Source organism: Colwellia maritima (assembly GCF_022669015.1).
GTDB lineage: Bacteria > Pseudomonadota > Gammaproteobacteria > Enterobacterales > Alteromonadaceae > Colwellia > Colwellia maritima.
In genome coordinates this window covers 418,111-439,862 of record NZ_JAKKSL010000001.1, presented here as the reverse complement: position 1 = coordinate 439,862, position 21,752 = coordinate 418,111, and the positions used below count along the sequence as shown (strand labels likewise).

General features: G+C 38.6%; 17 protein-coding genes and 3 pseudogenes. 13 read left to right on the top strand and 7 right to left on the bottom strand.

Annotated features, from left to right (window positions below):
- Nucleotides 1-4 precede the first annotated feature (4 nt).
- The 6 genes and pseudogenes from L3081_RS02145 to L3081_RS02120 all read right to left on the bottom strand — a co-directional run bounded on the left by L3081_RS02145 (nt 5) and on the right by L3081_RS02120 (nt 5,967).
- Nucleotides 5-394 (bottom strand): RidA family protein, encoded by a 390-nt coding sequence (locus L3081_RS02145; protein WP_242283101.1) that lies wholly within the window; start codon nt 392-394, stop codon nt 5-7.
- A gap of 59 nt (nt 395-453) precedes the next feature.
- A pseudogene (gene spoT / locus L3081_RS02140) lies at nt 454-2,561 on the bottom strand (bifunctional GTP diphosphokinase/guanosine-3',5'-bis pyrophosphate 3'-pyrophosphohydrolase).
- Between the two features lie 194 nt (nt 2,562-2,755).
- Nucleotides 2,756-3,043 carry a DNA-directed RNA polymerase subunit omega gene (gene rpoZ, locus L3081_RS02135; RefSeq protein ID WP_242283100.1) on the bottom strand — a complete coding sequence of 96 codons (288 nt, stop codon included), beginning with the start codon at nt 3,041-3,043 and terminating at the stop codon, nt 2,756-2,758.
- A gap of 100 nt (nt 3,044-3,143) precedes the next feature.
- On the bottom strand, nt 3,144-3,776 hold the full coding sequence (gmk, locus tag L3081_RS02130; protein WP_242283098.1) for a guanylate kinase: 633 nt from the start codon (nt 3,774-3,776) through the stop codon (nt 3,144-3,146).
- A gap of 109 nt (nt 3,777-3,885) precedes the next feature.
- Nucleotides 3,886-5,076: pseudogene (locus L3081_RS02125) on the bottom strand (amino acid aminotransferase).
- A gap of 179 nt (nt 5,077-5,255) precedes the next feature.
- Nucleotides 5,256-5,967: pseudogene (locus L3081_RS02120) on the bottom strand (DUF445 family protein).
- Between the two features lie 257 nt (nt 5,968-6,224).
- On the opposite strand from L3081_RS02120, the gene L3081_RS02115 reads away from it, so the two are divergent.
- From L3081_RS02115 to L3081_RS02080, 8 genes are all read left to right on the top strand, one after another.
- Nucleotides 6,225-7,169: an OmpH family outer membrane protein gene (locus L3081_RS02115; protein WP_242283096.1), complete on the top strand. Its 945-nt coding sequence runs from the start codon at nt 6,225-6,227 to the stop codon at nt 7,167-7,169.
- 87 nt (nt 7,170-7,256) lie between these two features.
- The gene (locus L3081_RS02110) at nt 7,257-7,580 is read left to right on the top strand and encodes a hypothetical protein (protein ID WP_242283094.1); all 324 of its coding nucleotides are present in this window, start codon (nt 7,257-7,259) and stop codon (nt 7,578-7,580) included.
- A gap of 78 nt (nt 7,581-7,658) precedes the next feature.
- Nucleotides 7,659-8,012 (top strand): hypothetical protein, encoded by a 354-nt coding sequence (locus L3081_RS02105; protein WP_242283093.1) that lies wholly within the window; start codon nt 7,659-7,661, stop codon nt 8,010-8,012.
- A 284-nt stretch (nt 8,013-8,296) separates the two neighbouring features.
- Entirely contained in the window at nt 8,297-9,136 is an 840-nt protein-coding gene (locus tag L3081_RS02100; protein ID WP_242283091.1) for a peptidylprolyl isomerase, read from the top strand.
- Nucleotides 9,137-9,142: 6 nt separating this feature from the next.
- Complete coding sequence (gene greB / locus L3081_RS02095) at nt 9,143-9,610, top strand: transcription elongation factor GreB (protein ID WP_242283089.1); 468 nt, start codon at nt 9,143-9,145, stop codon at nt 9,608-9,610.
- 83 nt (nt 9,611-9,693) lie between these two features.
- A complete protein-coding gene (locus L3081_RS02090) occupies nt 9,694-10,662 on the top strand; it encodes an extracellular catalytic domain type 1 short-chain-length polyhydroxyalkanoate depolymerase (protein WP_242283087.1) in 969 nt (322 codons plus the stop codon).
- Nucleotides 10,663-10,825: 163 nt separating this feature from the next.
- Nucleotides 10,826-13,147: a TonB-dependent receptor gene (locus tag L3081_RS02085; protein WP_242283086.1), complete on the top strand. Its 2,322-nt coding sequence runs from the start codon at nt 10,826-10,828 to the stop codon at nt 13,145-13,147.
- A gap of 151 nt (nt 13,148-13,298) precedes the next feature.
- Nucleotides 13,299-13,967, top strand: coding sequence for a response regulator (locus tag L3081_RS02080; RefSeq protein WP_242283084.1), 669 nt, complete (start codon nt 13,299-13,301; stop codon nt 13,965-13,967).
- 11 nt (nt 13,968-13,978) lie between these two features.
- Here L3081_RS02080 and L3081_RS02075 read toward each other — a convergent pair whose 3' ends face one another.
- Entirely contained in the window at nt 13,979-17,440 is a 3,462-nt protein-coding gene (locus tag L3081_RS02075; protein WP_242283082.1) for a PAS domain-containing hybrid sensor histidine kinase/response regulator, read from the bottom strand.
- A 162-nt stretch (nt 17,441-17,602) separates the two neighbouring features.
- Between L3081_RS02075 and L3081_RS02070 the strand changes: the two genes are divergently transcribed.
- The 5 genes from L3081_RS02070 (at nt 17,603) to L3081_RS26170 (ending at nt 21,748) form a co-directional block, all read left to right on the top strand.
- A complete protein-coding gene (locus tag L3081_RS02070) occupies nt 17,603-18,487 on the top strand; it encodes an MFS transporter (protein ID WP_242283080.1) in 885 nt (294 codons plus the stop codon).
- Nucleotides 18,462-18,821, top strand: a complete 360-nt coding sequence (locus L3081_RS02065; protein WP_242283079.1) for a hypothetical protein — start codon at nt 18,462-18,464, stop codon at nt 18,819-18,821. The genes L3081_RS02070 and L3081_RS02065 overlap by 26 nt, the downstream gene beginning before the upstream one ends.
- Nucleotides 18,809-19,744 (top strand): alpha/beta hydrolase, encoded by a 936-nt coding sequence (locus tag L3081_RS02060; RefSeq protein WP_242283078.1) that lies wholly within the window; start codon nt 18,809-18,811, stop codon nt 19,742-19,744. The genes L3081_RS02065 and L3081_RS02060 overlap by 13 nt, the downstream gene beginning before the upstream one ends.
- A gap of 310 nt (nt 19,745-20,054) precedes the next feature.
- The gene (locus L3081_RS02055) at nt 20,055-21,233 is read left to right on the top strand and encodes an acyl-CoA dehydrogenase family protein (protein ID WP_242283077.1); all 1,179 of its coding nucleotides are present in this window, start codon (nt 20,055-20,057) and stop codon (nt 21,231-21,233) included.
- Nucleotides 21,230-21,748, top strand: coding sequence for a CaiB/BaiF CoA transferase family protein (locus L3081_RS26170; RefSeq protein WP_274620279.1), 519 nt, complete (start codon nt 21,230-21,232; stop codon nt 21,746-21,748). The genes L3081_RS02055 and L3081_RS26170 overlap by 4 nt, the downstream gene beginning before the upstream one ends.
- Nucleotides 21,749-21,752 lie beyond the last annotated feature (4 nt).

Here is a 21,752-nt window from a genome sequence, read left to right as displayed (position 1 = left end):
TACATTAGCTTAAACTTGGTAATTCCATAATCCCATCAATTTCAATATCAACATCCTTGGGTAATTTTGAAATTTGAATCGCAGCACGCGCCGGATAAGGCTTTTTAAAATATTTTGCCATAATTTCATTAACCGTAGCAAAGTTACTTAAATCGGTCATAAAAATATTTACTTTAACCATGTCGTTAATATCTCCTCCTGCCGCTACACATACAGCAGAAAGGTTTTGAAAAACTTGTTCTGTTTGCTCGCTAAATCCGCCCGTGACAACTTCCATGGTTTCGGGTACAAGTGGGATTTGCCCTGATAAATACACGGTACTATTGACTTTAACCGCTTGACTATAAGTGCCAATAGCACTGGGAGCTTGATCTGTTGAAATGATGCTTTTCATTTTACTTCCTACTGTTTATTTTAGATATTGTTGAAACCCAACATGTTTTATTGCCTATTCTATTTGTTTCGAATAACACGTTGAACATCAATCATTACTTTAATTTTACGGATAATATCAGCTAAATGGATTCTGTCTCGACAAGTAATTTCCATATCGATAACATAAAGACCCGCTTCTTTCTCACCTGAATTTAAACTGTGAACATTTGAACCGCATTTAGAAATAACATTAGTCAGTAACGCTAGTGCGCCTTGATGATTAATGATTTCTACACGCAGTTTTGCAATAAATTCTCTATCAATATCGCTATCCCATTTTACCGGAAACATAGTACCAGGTTCATGTCCTTTAATATTTCGACAACCATGTTGATGCACTATTAACCCTTTGCCAGGGCTGAGATAGGCCAAAATAGAATCACCCGGAATTGGACGGCAACATTTACCGTAATTAACTAGCATACCTTCGGTGCCTTTTATTGGCATTTTAGTTTTACTATTAACCGGTTGAAGCTCGCTATTTTCGGTAAACTCGTCAGTTAAACGCCTAGCAATACCTATGCTTAGTGCATTCCCTAAACCTATATTAGTAAGTAAATCATCAAATGACTTATTACCACTTTGTTTGACGACTTCTGCTATTTTTTCTTCACTAATGTTTTCCAGTTTCACTTTACCTAAGGCATGACTCAATAAACGTTTGCCTAGGGCTTTTGATTCGGTTTTCTCACGGCTACGTAAGTAAGTTCTTATTTGTAATCTGGCTTTTGCTGTTACCACAAAGTTCAACCAGGTTGCATTCGGTCTTGCCGCAGCCGAGGTGATTACCTCAATGGTTTGTCCTGAATCCAGTGGCCGACTTAAAGGGAAAGGTTTGCGATCTACCTTAACGCCAACACACGAGTTACCTACATCAGTATGCACAGCATAGGCAAAATCAACCGCCGTTGCGCCCATTGGTAATTCAATAATACGACCTTCGGGGGTGAAAACATAAATTTCTTCAGGAAAAAGATCCGATTTTACATTTTCAATAAATTCAAATGAGCTACCCGCACTTTGCTGCAATTCTAATAAACTTTGCATCCACCGGCGTGCTTTCATTTGGGCGGTGGTATCAGAATTATCCCCCCTTCTTTATAAAGCCAGTGAGCAGCAACACCTTTATCAGCCATTTGATCCATATCTTGTGTACGAATCTGAATTTCGACTGGAATACCATAAGGGCCAATAAGAGAGGTATGTAATGATCGATAGCCGTTAGTTTTAGGAATCGCTATATAGTCTTTAAAGCGCCCTTCAATAGGTTTAAACAAATTATGCATCGCACCTAAAGCACGGTAACAATCATCAATTTTGTCTTCTACGATAACGCGAAAAGCATAAATATCCATGACCTCGTTAAACAATAATTCTTTATTGAGCATTTTGCGGTAAATGGAGTAGAGGTGTTTTTCACGCCCGACTATTTGTGCCGAAATGTTACTTTCTTTTAAGCGAGCAGCCACTTCTTCTTGAATATTATCAATAATCGCTTTTCGATTGCCTCTGGCACTTTTCACAGCCGATTTAAGTGCACGTGAACGCATGGGATATAACGCTTGAAATCCCGGCAGTTCTAATTCATTTTTTATGTCGTGAATACCAAGACGGTTAGCAATAGGCGCATATATTTCAAGTGTTTCTCGCGCAATGCGACGACGTTTATCAGGTCTTAGCGCCCCAAGGGTTCGCATATTATGCGTTCTGTCAGCAAGTTTGATTAAAATAACACGAATATCCTGCACCATGGCTAACACCATTTTACGGAAGTTTTCCGCTTGCATTTCTTCTTTGTTATCAAATTTTAATTTATCTAGCTTACTAACACCTTCAACTAACTCTGCGACGGTATTACCAAATAACTCGGCTAATTCATCTTTAGTAACGCTTGTATCTTCAATAACATCGTGCAAAAGTGCTGCCATCAAGGTTTCATGGTCTAAACGCATTTTTGCCAAATTCAGTGCGACAGCAACAGGGTGAGTAATATAGGGATCACCACTTGAGCGCATTTGACCATCATGTGCTTCTCTAGCAACAATATAGGCATGCTTGAGCAAATCAACTTGTACTTTTGATAGATAAGTAGAACTTAATTCTTTTAATGGTTCAAATAGGTACACCCATCACTCCCAATTGGCTTTAAATTGACTGAATTTTGCGACATTTTACCAAATTGATTACATTGGCATAAGACTAGAATACGTGGCTTTGCTTGAAATGAAAAGCAATAAAAAACGCGTAGCCCTTTCGTATATATTTGTAGATATAAACAGAAAAAATTACGCGCTTTTATATTGGATTATTTGACGTGAAATTAACCCAATTCTTGTGTTTGGCTACCAACAATAGCGGCAACAGCATCTAATTCTGCAGTATCTTGCTGAATTTGAGTTTGACGATCAGATGAATCCATCACAGCCGTAGTGATTAAACCGGCTTCAATTTCACGCAAAGCTAATACCGTTGGTTTATCATTTTCGATATCAACCAAAGGTTCTTTACCGCCCGTTGCAATTTGACGAGCACGACGTGATGCAACTAGCACCAAATCAAAACGATTACCGACTTTTTCTACGGCATCTTCAACAGTTACGCGAGCCATTGGGTCACTCCAACTTAAACTTTATAAAATAGCGCTGCATTTTACTGCTCGCTCAGGCATTTAGCAAGTAAAAGCCTTATTTGAGTGAAAAATCTTCTATTTACTTTGTTAACTCATCAAGTAATGCTTTGTGTTGCATCATTTGCTGACTTCGTTTTAAGCGTTGGTTATTTACTATGGTAGTAAGATCAATTAACGCTTGTTCAAAGTTATCATTGATAACAATGTAGTCAAATTCATGAAAATGGGAACATTCTTTTTTGGCTTGTGCCATACGTTCTTCAATGATTTCATCACTATCTTGTCCACGATTACGTAAACGTGATTCAAGGGCTTTTCGTGATGGTGGACTGATAAATATGGTTGTTACCGATGGCTTTTTCATACGTACTTGTTGTGCACCCTGCCAGTCAATATCAAGAAAAACATCAATACCTTGAGCAAGTTGTGCGTCAATCGCCGCTTCTGACGTTCCATAATAATTACCGAACACTTCGGCATATTCATAAAAGGCATTTTGCTTAATTTGCTTTTTAAAATGACCAACGGAAACAAAATGATAATGTTCACCGTCATTTTCACCCGGACGAGGAGCGCGTGTTGTATGAGAAACCGATACTTGCATAGGTCTTGACGCGTTGTCTTTGCCTTGTTCAAGTAACGCCTTGATCAAGCTAGATTTACCAAGACCACTAGGCGCAGAAAGAATAAATAAGTTACCAGTTGCTATCACAGTGTTTTCCTTTGAATTGCATTAAAATGCCGCATAGACGAAAAAGGCTAAGCATTATTTTACTCTATTAGAATAAAAAAGCCTAGCCTTGATGGCAATTAAGAGCTATTTACAACACGCTAGCAATAGACTGCGCTAAGTAGTCAACATTGCTATTAGATATTCCAAAAGAATACTTATACGGCTAGAGCCCACCATATATATACTATATTCGTCTTGTAACTGCTGAACTTGCGCCGGCGTTATCCCTAAGAAAGAGAACATACCCGCTTGTTTTGTAATAAAGCTAAAATCGCGTGTTACACCATTTTCTATTAATTTATCCACAATAAGTCGGCGATTACCGTTAATGCGATTACGCATTTGTGCTAATTCTACATACCATTCATTGCGTAACTCGTCAGACGTTAGAATGGTTTCAACCAGTGCCGCACCATGCGGGTGGCATTGAGTAAATTACACGAACTACTGCCAGTACAACTGAATAAGCAATGTCTGCTTGTAGGCTTGTTGCGCCAATAACAGTACAAGCACCAATACGTTCACGATATAAACCGAAGTTTTTTGAACATGAGCTACAAACCACCATTTCGTTTACCGATTCTGCCATTAAGCGTAAGCCATAAGCATCCTCATCTAAGCCTTGACCAAATCCTTGGTACGCCATATCAATAACGGGGGTAAAACCAATTGTTTTTGCTACATCTGCAACTTGCTGCCACTGCTCATTATTTAAATCCATGCCACTCGGATTATGACAACACGCATGTAATAACACAGCATCATCAGCCGAAACTTGTTTAAGGGCAGCTAACATACCGTCAAAATCTAGGTTTTTATTGTCGTAATCATAATAAGGATAGGTTTTTACGATTAAACCCGCCGCTTCAAACAAACCTGTATGGTTTGCCCACGTTGGATTACTGACCCAAATAGTTGCACCGGCTTTACATGATTTTATAAATTCAGCTGTTACACGTAACGCTCCCGTACCACCTGGAGTTGAAACCGTGCGAGCACGATTTTCATTTAAAACCTTATGGTCTGGGCCAAAAATAAGTTTACTCATTTCATCATTAAAAAGCGTTGAACCGGTAGGACCTAAATAAACCTTACTGGTTTCGGTATCAGTACGATGTTGCTCAGCTTTTTTCACGCAATTAAGCACGGTGGTTTCACCACCTTCATTTTTATAAACACCCACACCTAAATCAATTTTTTTAGGATTAGGATCTTCTTTATACTTAGCTAATAGGCCTAATATAGGATCGGCAGGGGACGCTTTTAAGCTAGCAAACATGACTGAAATTTACCTTATATTGGATGGGCTTGATTTTGATTGTTCAAACACATGAAAATGAACAAGCAGCATAGCGTAAAACGCTCTTAAAAATAAGGTTTGTTCGATAATTTATATGTATTTATTGTGTAATTAATATGAGCAATTATTGTAAGGATTTCTTTGCGTTATTTAATGCCTTAGAAATTACTGGTCAACGCCGCAATCAAGCCGATAACACCACCAAAAACGCCGCCCCAAACCACCAAAAATTTCCAAGTGTTTTTTGATCATCCCTTGAACAATTTCTTTTACTAATTGTGGTGTTAATTCATTGAGGCGTTTTTCAATAATATCGCTGACTTTGACTTGTAGGTTTTCAATCATGTCTGGTTGTTCTAATTCTTCACGGAGTAAATTGTTGAATTGTTCACTTTGACTGATTTCTTGTATTGATTGTTTCATTTTCTCAATAAAGGGCTCTTTCATTGGTTGTATGGCTTCACTACCACCTACCATGGCTAGCATGGGGCCGAATGAAGAGCCTTCAATTACTGTGACCAAATTATTAAACGCAGGGGTTAAGTCAACTTTTTCAATGACGGACGTTAAATCAATGCTGCTAGCGGCACCTGAACCAGTAGATAAAAAGCGGTCGATATTTTCTTTAGTAAAAAACTGCTCCATCATTAATTCACGAATTGCTAATTTGAAATCTTCAAAACGGGCAGGAATAACACCTGAACCATACAATAACGGCACTCTTTCAAATAGCATATGAATTGCTAACCAGTTGGTAATTGCCCCAGATAAAGCGAATAAACCAACCGTATATAAAATATTATTACCTAAATAAAAGCCTAATAATGTTGCAATTAGGGCAATAAAATTGGTGGTGATACTTTTGTTCATTAAAGGCTCCGTCAGTAGATGTTTTCGTTAATGATTTTTTATAAGCGCCATGATAGCATTCAATTCATCATGCTAGAATAAAATAGCTTAGGATAATGAGCATAGTAACTTAAAAATCACTTGCTCTAACTTGCTAACATTTATTATTCACAAGCCTATTTTTAGGTGCTAATATGACCGCTACTTAATATCGAAGCTTTGCTAGATTAATAAGTATGTAGCTTCAATCGGATTGATCTTTTTTAACGGAATAAACTATGCCAAACAATATCGCGTTATGTTACAGCAGTAACAATACTTACCCAGTAGATCGTAACAACCCAAAAGCTTTTGCAGATTTCAAACGAGATAACCCTAATATTTCGGATACTTTTATCTCGGCAGGCACACCTTTTATTTTACGAAATGGCAGTAGCAATGCCAGTAGCAACAGTAAAGATTGGCGACAAGTCAGGCCTGATTTAATTTGTCCGCTTAATCACATGAAATCTTTACCTCCGCAAGCAAAACGAAAAATAGCCTTGATGGATTCAATCCTTGGTGGTGAATACCTTCAAGCACTGGCTGATTTTTTTCAAACGGAAATGTTAGGGGCAGTCGGTGCTGCGTCAACAGCCTTAGAAAGTCGGCTAAGTAACTTTGCAAAAGCCGCTAAAGAACTGCAAGAAGCATTAGAAGATGTAAGAAAAGGTGTAAAAGCTAAGCTTCCTAAAGCTCAAATACAGAAGTTAGAACAACACGTGCACGCACTTTCTAAAGATTTTAACCGTAAATTTCAAACTGAAATAAATAAATTTATAGGGCGGGTAAAAAGTAAAAAAGGGACTGTTTACAGTGATAGTGAACGAGGGGTTAATAAAGCAAAAAGCGGCAAGGGCGTAAAACCTATTCAGTTTACCTCGACCAAGGCGTTTAATAATTTACGTGCGTTTGAAAAGAGTGCGAATGTTGTTGGTAAAAGCTTGATTGTGCTTGATGCAGGGTTACGAGCAAATGCAGTTCATAATGATTATTTAGCCGGACATAATTGGCAGAAACGTGCCGCGGTTGAAGTCTCAGGCTTTGGTTTGGCTACAGCGGGTGGGCTCTGGGTAGGGGGTCAAGCAGTAACCGGCCGGTCTTGGTATTGCGATGTTGGCCACACCAGTTGGTTGGGTATTTATTATTGGCTCATCTATTGCGGTTGGCATGGTGGCGGCTAAGGTCGGCGATGGGATTGGAAAATTTGTTGCTAATCAAGCCTCCGATTTAGGTAATTGGTTGAGTAGCTTTTAGGAGGATAGAAAACCATGTCAGAACTATCGCCTGAAAACTGGATGGCTATAGTGAGTGCCTTTGTCTTTTTTATGTGGGGCATTGCTATTATTTTATTTGGTCGTATTAGCGTTAAGCATATCGAACGTGAAATGGCGAAAGAAAGAATAGAGCCACCTGTTTGGGATAAAGGTATTGGAATGAGATACCCTGCCTATGCGAGTATTATTCTGCGCCCTAATGCTAAAAGGCATGCTTCTACGGTTGATATCGAAGCTACTAAACGATTTAGTCGAAAAATTGATTGGTACTTGGCTTTACTTGTACAAGTTTTTAGTGCTCTTTTTTTATTGTGTTGATTGTGTTTTATTTCTTTTTCGCCCCTGACGATATACTAAGCTAAAGCGACTAGTTAAGCAGTCTATTGCGAGGAGCTTATGTCAGAATTATCAATTGAAGACTGGATGGCTATATTGTTCTTTATTGTCCTTTGTACATGGGGAATTGCCACTTTTTTATTTCGCCGCATTAGTATTAATCATATTGAACGTGAAATGGCGAAAGAAGGGATAGATCCACCTGTTTGGGATAAAGGAATAGGTTCTATTATCGTTACTTATTCCTTAATTATGGTGTTCCCAAAGTTAAATCCAATAATTGTTGATTTTGCAGCGGTGAGACGATATACCCGAAAAAAAGATAAAAAACTCGCGTGGTTCTATTTCATCGTTACAGTCGTCACTTTTGTACTTATGTTCACTATTGCCTATTTATATGGCTCCGAGAGTTAACAATGTGAATTGGGGGATTATCGCTGCTGTAACGATTGGAGTTTTGGCGGCTAAAGTCGGCGATGCGCTCGGGCAAGGTATCGCAGGATATTTGCATGATAAAAGCTCAACTTTGAATTGGTTTTAACGAATATGGGAGAAATTACTACAGAGGGTTGCTTCTATTTAATTGAGCAAGAATATTTTAGCTCAATAAATACAGTGCTATGATAGCATTGTATTTACAGAGCTAAAATATTACTAAGTTGATCGCAATGATTTATTCCATTACAAAAAAACTACTAATGTTAATTCCCTTCATATTCATTAGTGCCTGTGGTGCAGATAATGCAAATGAGTCAGAATGGCGAACATTAGATTTAAATAACACTGTATTATTAACTTTGCCGCAAGGTAAAGTGGTGATTGAACTTGCACCACAATTTTCTCCTAAGCATGTTGAGCAGTTTTCAAGTTTAGTACAAAAATCTTTTTATGACGGCACCAAATTTTACCGCGTTATCGATGGTTTTGTGGCGCAAGGCGGACCGAAAGATGGCAGCGAGCAAGACAAATCAGTTCCTCTTTTAGCGATGGAAGGCCAATTTTCCACTGATGGAAAAGCCCCTTTTACTCTTGTGCAACGCGATGATTTATTTGCTAAGAAAACAGGATTTAAAGAAGGCTTTGCTGTGGCAACAAACAACAGTAAAAGCGGATGGTTAACACATTGTCCTGGTGTATTAGCCATGGCAAGAAGTAACGAAGCCGACTCTGCCTCTAGCCACTTTTACTTTGTTATTGGACAAGCGCCTCGGTACTTAGATAAAATAATGACTATTTTTGGGCGAGTGGTCTATGGTATGAATCATATTCAAGCGATACAGCGCACCACTGTGATTGATGGTGAGTATGCTGTTGATAGCCGAGAACATACACCAATTATTAGTATGAAGCTTATGGCAGATGTACCAAAAAAAGATCGCATTATAATTGAAGTAGAAAATACTGAATCAGCAAGTTTTGCTGAGCGATTGGTAAAGCGTCGCGCACGGGCAAGCGAATTCTTCTACAAAAAACCACCGCCAGTGCTAGATGTTTGCCAAGTACCTATTCGAAGTCGTTTAGTAAAATTACAGGATTGATCAGGCGTGAAAACCAATTTAATTACCCGAGAAGGCTTTGAATTACTTCAAAAAGAATTAACACATCTTTGGAAAGTTGAACGCCCTGAAACCACCAAAAAAGTGTCTTGGGCGGCAAGTTTAGGTGACCGGTCAGAAAATGCCGACTACCAATATAACAAAAAACGTCTTAGAGAAATTGATCGCCGTGTACGCTATTTAACAAAGCGGTTAGAAGATATTAAAGTAATAGACTATAACCCACAGCAAGCAGGCAAAGTTTTTTTTGGTGCATGGGTGGAGCTTGAAAATGAAGACGGCGAACAACTTAAGTTTAAAATAGTTGGACCCGATGAAATTTTTGGTCGAAATGACTATATATCTATCGATTCACCAATGGCACGCGCTTTATTAAAAAAAGAAATTGATGACGAAGCGGTCGTCAGTACACCTTCAGGTGAAAAATACTGGACTGTATTAACCATTAATTATTAATTAAGCCCTGCACTAAAGTACCATACACCTTTCAGTCTATATCAGCCATGATCAAGATATCTGTTCTTTATGGCTAAATTACCATGTCTACGATTTTTTCTATATCACTGTATAAAGCAAGGTTTCTAAAAACTGTTTGCTTAACGATTCCGCTCTTTTTATTTAGTCAGTTAGCCTTAGCTGATTTTGTAAAATTAACGCATTTTGGTGCAAACCCAGGGGATCTTCACGGTAGCTATTACCAACCTGAAAAAGCTAACGCGGATAAGAGTTCTCCCGCAATTGTAGTATTACTTCATGGTTGTGCACAAAAAGCTGAAGAGCTTGCTCAGCAAAGTGGTTTACTCAGTTTAGCAAAACAGCATAACTTTGTTTTACTTCTACCCCAACAAGAGTTGGGAAATAATATTAAACGTTGTTTTAATTGGTATTCTGCAGAAGATTTTACTAAAGATAAAGGTGAAACCTTATCAATAAAAAATATGGTGGCCACACTAACACAACAATTTTCAAGTGAAAAAGTATATGTTATTGGGCTATCGGTCGGTGGCGCAATGGCCAGTAGTATTTTAGTTAACTATCCTGAACTTTTTACCGGTGGTGCTGTGGTTGCGGGTATTCCTTTTCCTTGTGCTGATGGTTTAATTACCGGTATCTCATGTATGAAAAATGGACCTTCTCAAACAACTAATGAGTTAGTTAACTTAATTGAAAAAATATCCCCTAAGCAGGCTATTTGGCCGAAACTATCCGTGTGGACAGGTGCAAATGACAGTATTGTTAATCCCTTGAATGCCACTATGCTTGCCCAACAGTGGGCAAAATTATCAAACATCACCGCGAACCCTATCATTGATAAGCAACTAGGTTATCAAATTACCCGTTGGAACAATACAGAAACTAACGTACAGGTTGAACTCGTTGAAGTTGACGAACGTGGTCATGGCATTATGGTCAACCCAAATGTGGCACATGGTGGTGAAGCCGCTGACTATGTACTTGCTGCGCCATTAAGTACGGCCAAACATGTCGTTGAACTATGGGATTTATAAAAAATACTGAATTACTATAAAAAACAACAAGATAGTAGTAGCACCATAGTGCTAATTATTTCTTTGAATGAATGAGATAGAGTGTAAATAGTTGGTAAAAAAGCGGCACTGAAAATACAAACGCAGACACCAATAACACAATAATTATTAATAGGGGTTCCTCATGAAACATTTTCATCATAAAAACAGTTACTGTAAAAAAAATCGCAGCTACCTTGCTTTGGCAATTGCGGCGGCATTAACAAGTAGTGTGTCATTAGCCGAAGAGTCAACAGATTCACCGGCAACAAAAAAAATAGGACTAGAGATTATAGAGGTCACTGCACGAAAAACAGTAGAGAGTTTACAAACGGTTCCTGTTTCATTAACCTCTATTGGTGCTGCCGAGCTTGCTGAAAATGGCATTTCAGTAATGACTGAAGTACAACGGTTCTCACCCAATACTACCTTACAAAACAGTCGTGGAACTAATTCAACCTTAACTGCCTTTATTCGTGGTGTAGGACAGCAAGATCCACTTTGGGGTTATGAACCCGGTGTTGGCATTTATATTGATGATGTGTATATGGCTCGCCCGCAAGGTGCTGTACTAGATTTATTAGACGTAGAGCGCATTGAAGTATTAAGGGGGCCTCAAGGCACACTTTACGGTAAAAATACCATTGGTGGTGCGGTAAAATACGTGACTAAAGCGATGTCAGGTGATACTGAGTTTAATATCGAAGGTACGGTAGGTAGTTATAATCAAAGAGATCTGAAAGTAACGGGTCAAATTCCGCTAGTAGAAGACAAATTATTTATTGGTTTTGGTCATGCCGAGTTGAATAGAGATGGTTTTGGCGAGTTTTTAATTTCGGCCTTAGATAACCAAGACACTGAAAATTATAATAAAGATCTATCAGCATCACGTTTAACGCTAGAATTCCATGCTACCGATGATCTATTTATGCGTTTAGCATGGGATAAAACTACCGATGATTCGAATGCGAAAGGTGGTTATCGTTTACTGCCAAGTTTATTAACGGACGCACCTGTTCCAGACAGTGTATATGACTCATATACCAGTATGCCTACAAAAAACTCTGTCGAGCTTGAAGGTTTCAGCTTTTTAGCCTCATGGCAAGCAACAGAGGCACTTTCAATAAAATACGTAGGAACCTCTAGAGAAGGCTATTCAGATACTAATATCGATTTTGATAATACCCAGTTAGATATTTTTGATGTACCCGCATTTTATGATGACGACAATACTAGCCATGAATTACAAGCCAATTATGTAGGTGAAGGTTTCACTCTGGTTAGTGGGCTTTATGCTTATGATGGTGAATCTTGTGGTCATTTTGATGCTGTTTTAGGATTTTTAGGTAGGGCTGCGTATGGCGAGTCACTTGGCGCAACGGGGTTAACGCGTGAAGTTACCGGCTGTAATAACAGTAATAGCATAGCTGCATACGTTCAAAGCAGTATAGATATAACAGAAAAACTATCACTTACCTTAGGCGGACGTTATACCAAAGAAGAAAAAGAAGCTTACGTTAATAATGGCTTAGCGTTTAGTAATGTTTACCCAAGCGATGGTTGGATCCCTGGTTATGTGCGTGGTGATGTTTCATTTCCGCAAGTACTAGGTACTGACACTGATGGCGATGGAGTGCCAGATGCACCTAAAAAGAAAGAATGGTCACGCTTTACACCACGATTAGGTATGGAGTATCAGCTTGATGACGATACCATGATTTTTGCAAGTTACTCACAGGGCTTTAAATCAGGTACTTTTAACCCTCGGGCCACTGGAAATGAGGCAGCAGCAAATCCAGAGGTAGTCGATTCAATTGAATTAGGCTTTAAGAAAGATTGGAATGATGCGGTACGGACCAATGTGACGATATTCTCGTTAGATCATAAAGATCGTCAATATATCACTATCACCCCAAGTGAAGATGCTAGTGTCTTAAACCAAAACTTAGGTAATATTAAAGGCTCAACGGTAAAAGGTATTGAAGCCGAAGTAACATGGGCAACCACCGAAAACTTAAGAATAGATTTTTCACTTGGATATTTAGATACAGAAATTGAAGATGATCCAACAATTGCAGCACCACTTGTTGGCTTATCAAATACCCCTGACTACACCCTAAACCTAGCGGCAAACTACACCATGGATACGGATATGGGTTACTTTGTTTTCACAGGCGGTTATTACTATCGTGATGACTACTTATTATTTGAAGATAGCGATTTATTAGTACAAGATGGCTATGGTACGCTTAATGCCAGTGTTACCTGGGAAAGTATTGAAGGTAACTGGTATGCCGGGCTTCACTTGAAAAACTTAACCGATGAAGAAGCCATGGTGGGTGGATATAATTTTGCTGCCAAAAATGAAGACGGCACTTATACGCCTGGTTTAGGTGGAGATACCACATTAATTGGTTACTTTAATGACCCTAGAACAGCACATTTAACTGTGGGTTATCGTTTCTAATAATGGTATTAAATTAATCTGAGCTCGGCTTAAATTTAACTAATACCGAAAATGTTACCTATGATTAATAGGGTTAGACTATAAGAAAGGGCCGGTTTTTACTGGCTCTTTTTTTGATAATAGCAAAATAAATTTATCTAAAAGGTATTATATGAATCAAGCTAAAGTGGCGATTGCCGATGATCACCCATTATTTCGAACTGCGTTAAAGCAAGCTGTTTTTGATTGTATGCCCGATGCTGAAATTAAAGAAGCATCAAGCTTTGGTGACTTACTTGAGGTTATTGCAAAATCACCTGAGCTAGAGATTATTTTTTTAGATTTACACATGCCCGGTAACGACGGTTTTACAGGCTTAACTCAGCTACAAAACAATCATTCAGATTTAATTGTTATTATGGTCTCGTCTGATGAAAATCCCGACATTATGCAAAAAGCCATTAACTTTGGTGCCGCTGCTTTTATTCCAAAATCTGTTGATTTAGCAACAATTGCCCAAGCGATCAATACGGTACTTAATGGTGAAACGTGGTTGCCTGCAAACATGCCCGTTAATAGAGATAGTGAATTAGCACAAGAACATAAAAAATTAGCACAACAACTCGCGCAATTAACGCCCCAACAATATACGGTTTTATCTTTGGTTGCTGATGGCCAACTTAATAAACAAATTGCGGGTATTTTAGATATAAAAGAAAATACGGTGAAAAAACATGTATCCGCTATTTTACTTCAACTGGGTGTTTATAACCGCACGCAAGCCGGTTTAGTTTATCAACAACTGATGTTAGCGCCGCCAGAAAACGACAATATCAGCTAATACTTGTATATTTATTGCGATAATAATTGTCGCATTAACTTTTTCAGCGCCAACGCTTTAATTGGTTTGCGCATAAAAGAAAATTTAGCATTACTGGTGTGTTCTCGCACTTGTTCTGAAGGGTCAGCCGAGCAAATAATAACAGGGGCTTGCCAAGCATATTTGGCCATAGTTTTGCTTACTAAATCAACGCCATTTTGTTCATTGTCTAAGTGATAATCCGAAATGATAATAGCAGGTGTCATCTCTTGCTCAGATAACGCCGCTGATAAACTGCTATCATCTTTTACTGCCATTACCCGACAACCCCATTCCTGCAACTGTGCTTGCATAGCGGTCAGCATGAGTGATTCGTTATCAATTAAAACAACATTTAAGTCTGCAAACTCATTACTTGTTGGCGAAAAAGTAGATGGTCTGCTTGCACTTTTTTTAGCCTGTTTGGAGTAATTACGAGGTAAGGAAATACTAAAACAAGTGCCTTTATCAAGCGTAGACTTTACTGAAATAGTTAGACCTAGTAATTTAGCTATACGCTCTGAAATAGCCAACCCTAAGCCTAGTCCTGACGCGGCTTGGTGTGGATTTAAACGTTCAAACTCTTTGAAAATAGTAGTTTGTTTGTCTTTTGGAATGCCGGGGCCATTATCCCACACTTCAATAATACAATTATTTTGCTGATGCCTAACACCAAGCAATACTTTGCCCTGACGGTGTGCTTGTGGACAATAATTAATAGCATTAGATAAAAAATTTTGCACTACACGTCGTAATAGTCTTTGGTCAGTTTCTACAACACAACTGGATTTTACATACTGAAAAGCCAAATTTTCCTGTTGTGCTAATACCGCAAATTCCTTGCTCAACGGAATCAATAAGTCATTAATTGAAAAATTGTGCTTATCAATTTTTTGTGAGCTATTATCGAGTCGTGAAATTTCAACTAAATCCGAAAGTAAGGTTTCAGCCGCGTTGAGAGAATTTTGAATATTCGTTGCCAGTTCTTTTAGATCTGTCTTCTCTACTTTTTTATTGAGCATATTGGTAAATAACGACATCGCATTAAATGGTTGCATTAAATCATGGCTAGCAGCTGCTAAAAATTTTGTTTTACTGCTGTTTGCGGCCTCGGCCTCCGCTTTGGCTTTACTTAATTCTAGCGTGCGCTCTATTACTCGCTGTTCTAAATTTTCATTCGCTTGTTGCAGTGCCTTTTTCGCTTCAATATGGGCAGTAATATCTGAAAATGTACTAACAAACCCGCCACCTGGCATGGCTTGCCCTCGAATTTCTAACACAATACCACTGGGCATTTCTCGTTGGAAATGATGACTATTTCCTTGGCGCATATGCTCAATACGGCGTTTAATAAAGGCATCATTACTATCTGCCTTACCACTGTTATCCGAGAGGTGGTTCATATTAGTTTTAATCACACCTCTATCGGCGTTAAATTGAATAAGATCAGCAATGGGCTTACCAACGCAAACAAAATTTTCAGGGTAGTCGAGTAATTCAACATACCGTTTATTCCAAGCAACTAAACGCATGTCTGCATCAATAACACTAATCCCTTGTTCTATATTTTCTACGCCCGCTTGCAATAATTCACGATTAAATTGAAACAGTTTATTGGCTTCATCAACGATATTTACTACATCTTGCAGTGGCATGCTCTGTTTTGTGGTAACGGCTTTCATTACCATACGAGTAGAGGCCGAGCCTAAAATACTGGAAAGTTGTAAACGGGTATGTTCAACCAATTCACGACTTACCGGTGCGTTAGATAATGGTTTACCAAACTTGTGTAAAAAAGTGCTCGCCGCCGCATCATCAATAAAACGTTGTAAGAGGTGATATAAATCTTTAGACGACAAATGTTGTTCAAAATCAGATTGTTGCTGATATATAAATAACTCTGTCTGTAGCTTTTCTGACACACTTCGGTGACTTAATAGCGAAACAATAATAAAACACATTGTATTAGCAAGTAAGCTAAAGAATAGACCATGGCTAATGTGATCTAAAGAAGTAAAACCAAATAAGGCATATGGCTTAAGCCAAATTAATCCCCAGGGTCCTGCGTTAACCCAAGCCAGGTTAGGCAATAAACTCGGCAATAATAAAGTATATAACCAAATCATACTCCCAACCGTCAAGCTAACTAAGGCAGCTTTTGTCGTTGCTTTTCGCCAATATAAAGCCCCCACAACCGGTGCTAATTGTGATAGCAAAACAAATGACAAAAGACCAATCGTTGCTAAGTGGTTTTGTTGATCAATTACGCGCTCAAAAACCAAAGCTAGCAGTAATAATAGGGCGATAGCCACACGGCGAATATTTAATAAAAGACCTGACAGTTGCGTTTTCTGTTGGCTTACAAAGCTATTATAGTGCAGTAATAGCGGGTTCACTATTTCTGTAGTAACCATGGTACTTAACACTATGGTCGCCACAATAACCATACTCGTTGCCGCGGCTAAACCGCCTATATACGCTAAACCACCTAACCAAGCTTGTTGAAAAAATAAAGGAATGGTTATTACATAGGTATCAGCATCAACATTACCACCTGGAAATAAACTCTGCCCTGCCGCTATCGGCAATATAAAAGTATTAATCGCAATTAAATATAAAGGGTATAAATAGCGAGCACTTTTTAATTCATTTTCATGATGGTTTTCTATCATCAACATATGGTATTGCTGTGGCAATATAAATATAGTGATCATTCCTAATAACGCTTGTGATACAGCCAAATAAATACTGTTTGTGGATGACACTTGTTGCGCACTTTCAGTGTGGTTAAATAAATCGCTGACACCATCAAAAATAAAAAATGTGGCGAAAATACCGACCGCTGTCAACGCAAATAATTTGACGACAGAACTAAAAGCAATGGCCGGCACTAAACCTTGGTTCTGTTTGTTTACTTCAACTTGTCTGGCACCAAATAATATACTGAAAATAATGAGAACAAGGGTGACAATAAAGGTAGTGCTAATACCAGATTGATAAGAGCCTGTGAGTAAATCAAAACTTTTACTAATAGCGCGCAACTGTAGAGCGATATAAGGAATAGTGCCTAATAAAGCAACCAAAGTAACTGCTGCAGCTATCACAGGAGAACGGTCATAACGACAAGCAATAAAGTCGGCAATTGAGGTAAGGTTCTGTTCTTTACTAATACGCAGTATTCTTAGCAACATCGGCCAAGCGACTACTAAACATAAAATTGAGCCTATATACACTGGCGCAAGCCAAGCTCCTGTAGTCGCCGCTTGACCAACCGTGCCATAAAAAGCCCACGACGTACAACTAACGCCCAACGACAAACTATATACCCAAGGACGAGAAAGCCACTTGCTTTTACTTTGCTTTTGACCGCAGTAGGCAACGACAAACAATAATAATAAGTAAGCAATTGAAATGAATGAAATTAGCCAAGTATCAAGGGAAAGCCAAACTAGCAATGATAAGTCCTCTATTTTTTGGAAGTTGATCAGTATATTGTCACAATGAAATCAGCATATCATGCGTATAAATAAAACGCAGTGAACGAAGGTAGTACATCATTGATTTATTTATTTAGTTAAGCTCAGTATAAGTCGTTAGTTATAGTTAAAGTTTTCTCAATGAATTTACCTAAAATAAATAATAAATACTTAGTAGCAATACTTGTTTTTACCAGTTACACCCTATTTGCTATGGCATGGGTTGGTGGCACGGCAAGTATGAGCCAAATTATGTCAGCGATGCAGGTTAATAGTTTAGCCTCGGCTAGTTTTATTAGTGGTGCGGTGACATTGGCTAAAATTGTTGGCACCTTTATCGCCGCAGCCTTGGCATTAAAGTTAGGAATAAAAAATGCGTTTTTGGTTTCAGGCCTCTTAATTTCTATCGGTTTGTTAACCCCCTTATCTCCCAATTATGAACTATTACTTCTTAGTCGTTTTTTAATGGGGTTAGGCGGTGCTTTCATGATTGTGTACTTTAACCCTATCGTAATGGCTTGGTTTGCCCCTGAAGAAAGACCAACAATAAATGGCATTAATGCCGTGGCATTCAATGTAGGTACGGGTATTATCTTATGGCAAATGAATAATTTTAACCGGCTAACGGGTAGTTGGAAAAACACACTGATTCTTTTCTCTTTAACCAGTTTGGTACTATGTATTGCTTGGTTATTGGTTAAAAACAAAACTAACGATGCGCATTCATCAGAAAAACAAGCGATACAAGAACCGGCTCATTACTCCTACACTGATGGCTTAAAAGATAAGTTTAATTGGGTTTACGCACTTACCTATTCTGGCATTCTCGCCTTTTATATTTGTTTATTTACATTTTATCCTAAAGCAGGCATTAGCCAAAGTGCACTAGTGATCGGCTCTGGTATTGTTGGTACCTTAGCAGGAGTGTTTTACAGTAAAAAAATTATCACTCGCGTACCTGTTATTCGGTTGGTCTGGCTTAATTATAACCTTAACGGTAATGGGATTATCATTTGGTCAGTCTGATTTATTGCAAACATTGTGTGCGATGGCGCTAGGCTTTTTTATATTCTTTCCCGTTACCGCACTTGTTACTATTCCCCATGAATTGCCTAAAATGACAGGACAAAAAGTCACCGTAGTTTTTAGCTTGTTTTATTCAATCAGCTATTTAGTCGCTACGGTTGTATTGTGGAGTTTTGGTAAACTCGTTGATATGAACCAAGGCGACTATTCATCAGCCTTTGTGTTAATTACCGCAGTGAGCAGCACCTTTTTCATCGGCAGCTTTTTCTTACCAGAAACAGCACCACAAGCAAACGTTTCAAACAATAAAAAGGAATCATCATGCGAGGCATAATTTCCCCAAAACTCAGTGATTTTATTGAACAAGCAAACATAGCGGCTGAAGAGGCTAAAGCAAGTGGCGTTATATTTACTCCTAGCTTAGTGCGAGGGAATTTAGATAAACTGGCAGTTTTCATTGGTCAAGGTCCTGAATTAGTGCATGTTACAGAAAACACCTTAGACACAGTCTCACATCGCATTCCCGTCAGAATATATAGTCCGACTCCCGATGAAGTCTTACCTGTCGTTATTCATTATCATGGGGGCGGTCACATGTGTGGCGATATAACAATTTATGACGCGATTAGCCGAAAAATAGCTAAATCAGGTCATTGTATTGTAATCGCCGTGGAGTATCGATTAGCCCCTGAACATCCCTACCCTGCAGGTATTAATGATTGTCAGTATGTTTTAGAACATTACCAAACACTGTTAACTAACATAAAATATAATGAACAACTCATCATTCTTGGTGACAGTGCAGGTGGTGCTATTTGTACAACATTAGCTAGCCATAATTTGCACAACAATAACATAAAAATAAATAAGCAGATTTTAATATACCCGAGTGTTGATTACTCTATGAGTTTTCCTTCAATTGAAGAAAATGGCGTTGGTTTTCTATTAGAAACAAGTAAAATCAACTGGTATTTTAAACACTATTTTCAACATAATGAGCCAAGAAAAAGTGTTTCACCTTTATTTATGCCCATGGATTCAAGCATGCCAGAAACACTTATTTTTACTTCAGGGTGTGATCCGTTGAGGGATGAAGGTCTTGCCTATGGACAAGTATTAAAACAGCTTGGTGTGAAAGTAGAAGAGCACACATTCGATGGCATGATCCACGCTTTTATGTTGCTTGATAGCTTAGTAAAAGCTGAATGCGATAAAACCTATGAATTAATAGGAAAGTTTATTAAAAATAAATCATAGCTTCGATCGTTACTTTAATGACCATAATAGAAGCGCCCTACTCTTTACTTTTTCCTTGCTAGATCCATCTTAATATAACCTTGTGTATGCATTTGTTTTTAATAAAACTCATGTAAATACACAAGTACAAATCAACATTAACCAAAATATAAACAATCACTTACAAATAAATCAAAATCTATTCACACTCGGCTGAATCCAATTCTCTTGTGCCTTTTGTTAAAGCAATTCAACATAGTTTCATGTTTCGATATTAGTCAATATCGAAATTAAACTATCGCTGAATTTTATAACAGCCTCGGAGATTGATATGCGGCTAATACCAACAAATGATGAACTAAATACACTAAGACAAGAGGTGTTAGACTTTTGTGAAAAATTGATACCTGAAACAACAAAAGGACTTGAACGCCAAGGAACAATGAGTGATGGAGATTCAGTTGAATTCTATCGACAACTTGGTCAAGCAGGTTGGATTGGTCGACATTGGCCCGAGCAATATGGCGGCAAAAGTTGCAGCCATCTTGAAACATTCATTGTTGACGAAGCGCTAGGTTACGCTCGAGCACCGTTAAGTGGATATCTATTATCTGTGAAGGTTTTTGGTAACAGCTTAATGATTTTCGGAACGGAAGCACAAAAAGCAAAGTACTTACCAATGATCACGAGCGGCGAAGCTATTCTTTGCCAAGGATTTTCTGAGCCTAGCGCAGGTTCTGATTTTGGTTCTTTACGGACATCAGCCCGTTTAGATGGCGATAACTATGTCATTAACGGTCATAAAATATGGACATCAAGTGCCGAAGTCGCTACGCATATGTATCTTGCTGCTCGTACTGACCCTGATGCAGTTAAACACCGAGGAATAAGTACTTTTATCCTCGATATGAAAACACCAGGCGTTACTGTTAACACCTTTGAAACACTTGGTGGTGGTGTTATAAACGAAGTTTTCTTTGATAATGCGCGCATTCCTGCAGCAAATTTAGTGGGTGAGTTAAACCGCGGTTTTCATCAATCAATGAAGAGCCTGGATTTAGAACGCTCTGCGATGGATAGAATTGGTGCGGCTCGACGTGCATTAGATGATTTATCTAAATACATTCATAAAGACGGTACAGCCCCTGATGGCGGTCGTTTATCTGATGTACCTGCAGTACAAGAAAAAATGGCTGAATTATACAGTCAAGCTCAAGTATCCCGAACTTTTGGTTACTTAATTGCCCGTCATTTAGATGCAGGAACGGGCACTAGTAACGAATTTTCATACGGTAAATTGTACATAGGTTTATTATCTCAAGCTATTGCCAATGCGGCTGTTGACATGATTGGTACTCGAGCAATATTTGAGTATGGCTCTGAATTAGCGGTAAATGATGGCTTATTGACTGCCTTATATCGTGCAAGCCCCGCGTTAACATTAGTTGGTGGTAGTAGTGAAATTCAAAAAAGTGTTATTGCTACTCGCGGATTGGAGTTACCACGATGAATGATTCAACTAATAATTTACCTTTAAACGGTGTTCGCATTGTCGATTTTTCTGGTTATGTTGCGGGTCCTTTTTGCTGCATGCTACTTGGTGATATGGGAGCAGATGTCATTAAAGTTGAATCGCCAACCGGCGAACAATGGCGCCATCAAGACCCTTTTGCACCCGGCGTAAGTCAAAGCTTTATGGCATTGAACCGGAATAAACGTTCTGTCGTGTTAGATTTAAAAACAGAAGAAGGCCGAGAAAATGCAATAAAACTATTAGAAACAGCCGATGTAATGGTTTCCAACTTCAGACCTGGTGTGGCTGAACGTTACGGCTTAGGTTATGAAAAATTGAAGGATTTGTTTCCTCGTTTGATCTATACCACGAATACCGCTTACGGACCTAGTGGCTCACGCAGTCTTCAGCCAGGATATGACCTAGTTGTACAAGCATTCAGTGGCTTATTAAGCTCTAACCCTGCACCTGATGGTGGCGTGCCTAAACGCTATGCTTTGGTGTTGCTTTAGTCGA

Coding starts and splice junctions, on each gene's coding strand:
- L3081_RS02145 (WP_242283101.1), bottom strand. CDS start 394: ATGAAAAGCATCATTTCAACAGATCAAGCTCCCAGTGCTATTGGCACT.
- rpoZ (WP_242283100.1), bottom strand. CDS start 3,043: ATGGCTCGCGTAACTGTTGAAGATGCCGTAGAAAAAGTCGGTAATCGT.
- L3081_RS02115 (WP_242283096.1), top strand. CDS start 6,225: ATGCCAAACAATATCGCGTTATGTTACAGCAGTAACAATACTTACCCA.
- L3081_RS02110 (WP_242283094.1), top strand. CDS start 7,257: ATGTCAGAACTATCGCCTGAAAACTGGATGGCTATAGTGAGTGCCTTT.
- L3081_RS02105 (WP_242283093.1), top strand. CDS start 7,659: ATGTCAGAATTATCAATTGAAGACTGGATGGCTATATTGTTCTTTATT.
- L3081_RS02100 (WP_242283091.1), top strand. CDS start 8,297: ATGTTAATTCCCTTCATATTCATTAGTGCCTGTGGTGCAGATAATGCA.
- L3081_RS02090 (WP_242283087.1), top strand. CDS start 9,694: ATGTCTACGATTTTTTCTATATCACTGTATAAAGCAAGGTTTCTAAAA.
- L3081_RS02085 (WP_242283086.1), top strand. CDS start 10,826: ATGAAACATTTTCATCATAAAAACAGTTACTGTAAAAAAAATCGCAGC.
- L3081_RS02080 (WP_242283084.1), top strand. CDS start 13,299: ATGAATCAAGCTAAAGTGGCGATTGCCGATGATCACCCATTATTTCGA.
- L3081_RS02070 (WP_242283080.1), top strand. CDS start 17,603: ATGAATTTACCTAAAATAAATAATAAATACTTAGTAGCAATACTTGTT.
- L3081_RS02065 (WP_242283079.1), top strand. CDS start 18,462: ATGGGATTATCATTTGGTCAGTCTGATTTATTGCAAACATTGTGTGCG.
- L3081_RS02060 (WP_242283078.1), top strand. CDS start 18,809: ATGCGAGGCATAATTTCCCCAAAACTCAGTGATTTTATTGAACAAGCA.
- L3081_RS02055 (WP_242283077.1), top strand. CDS start 20,055: ATGCGGCTAATACCAACAAATGATGAACTAAATACACTAAGACAAGAG.
- L3081_RS26170 (WP_274620279.1), top strand. CDS start 21,230: ATGAATGATTCAACTAATAATTTACCTTTAAACGGTGTTCGCATTGTC.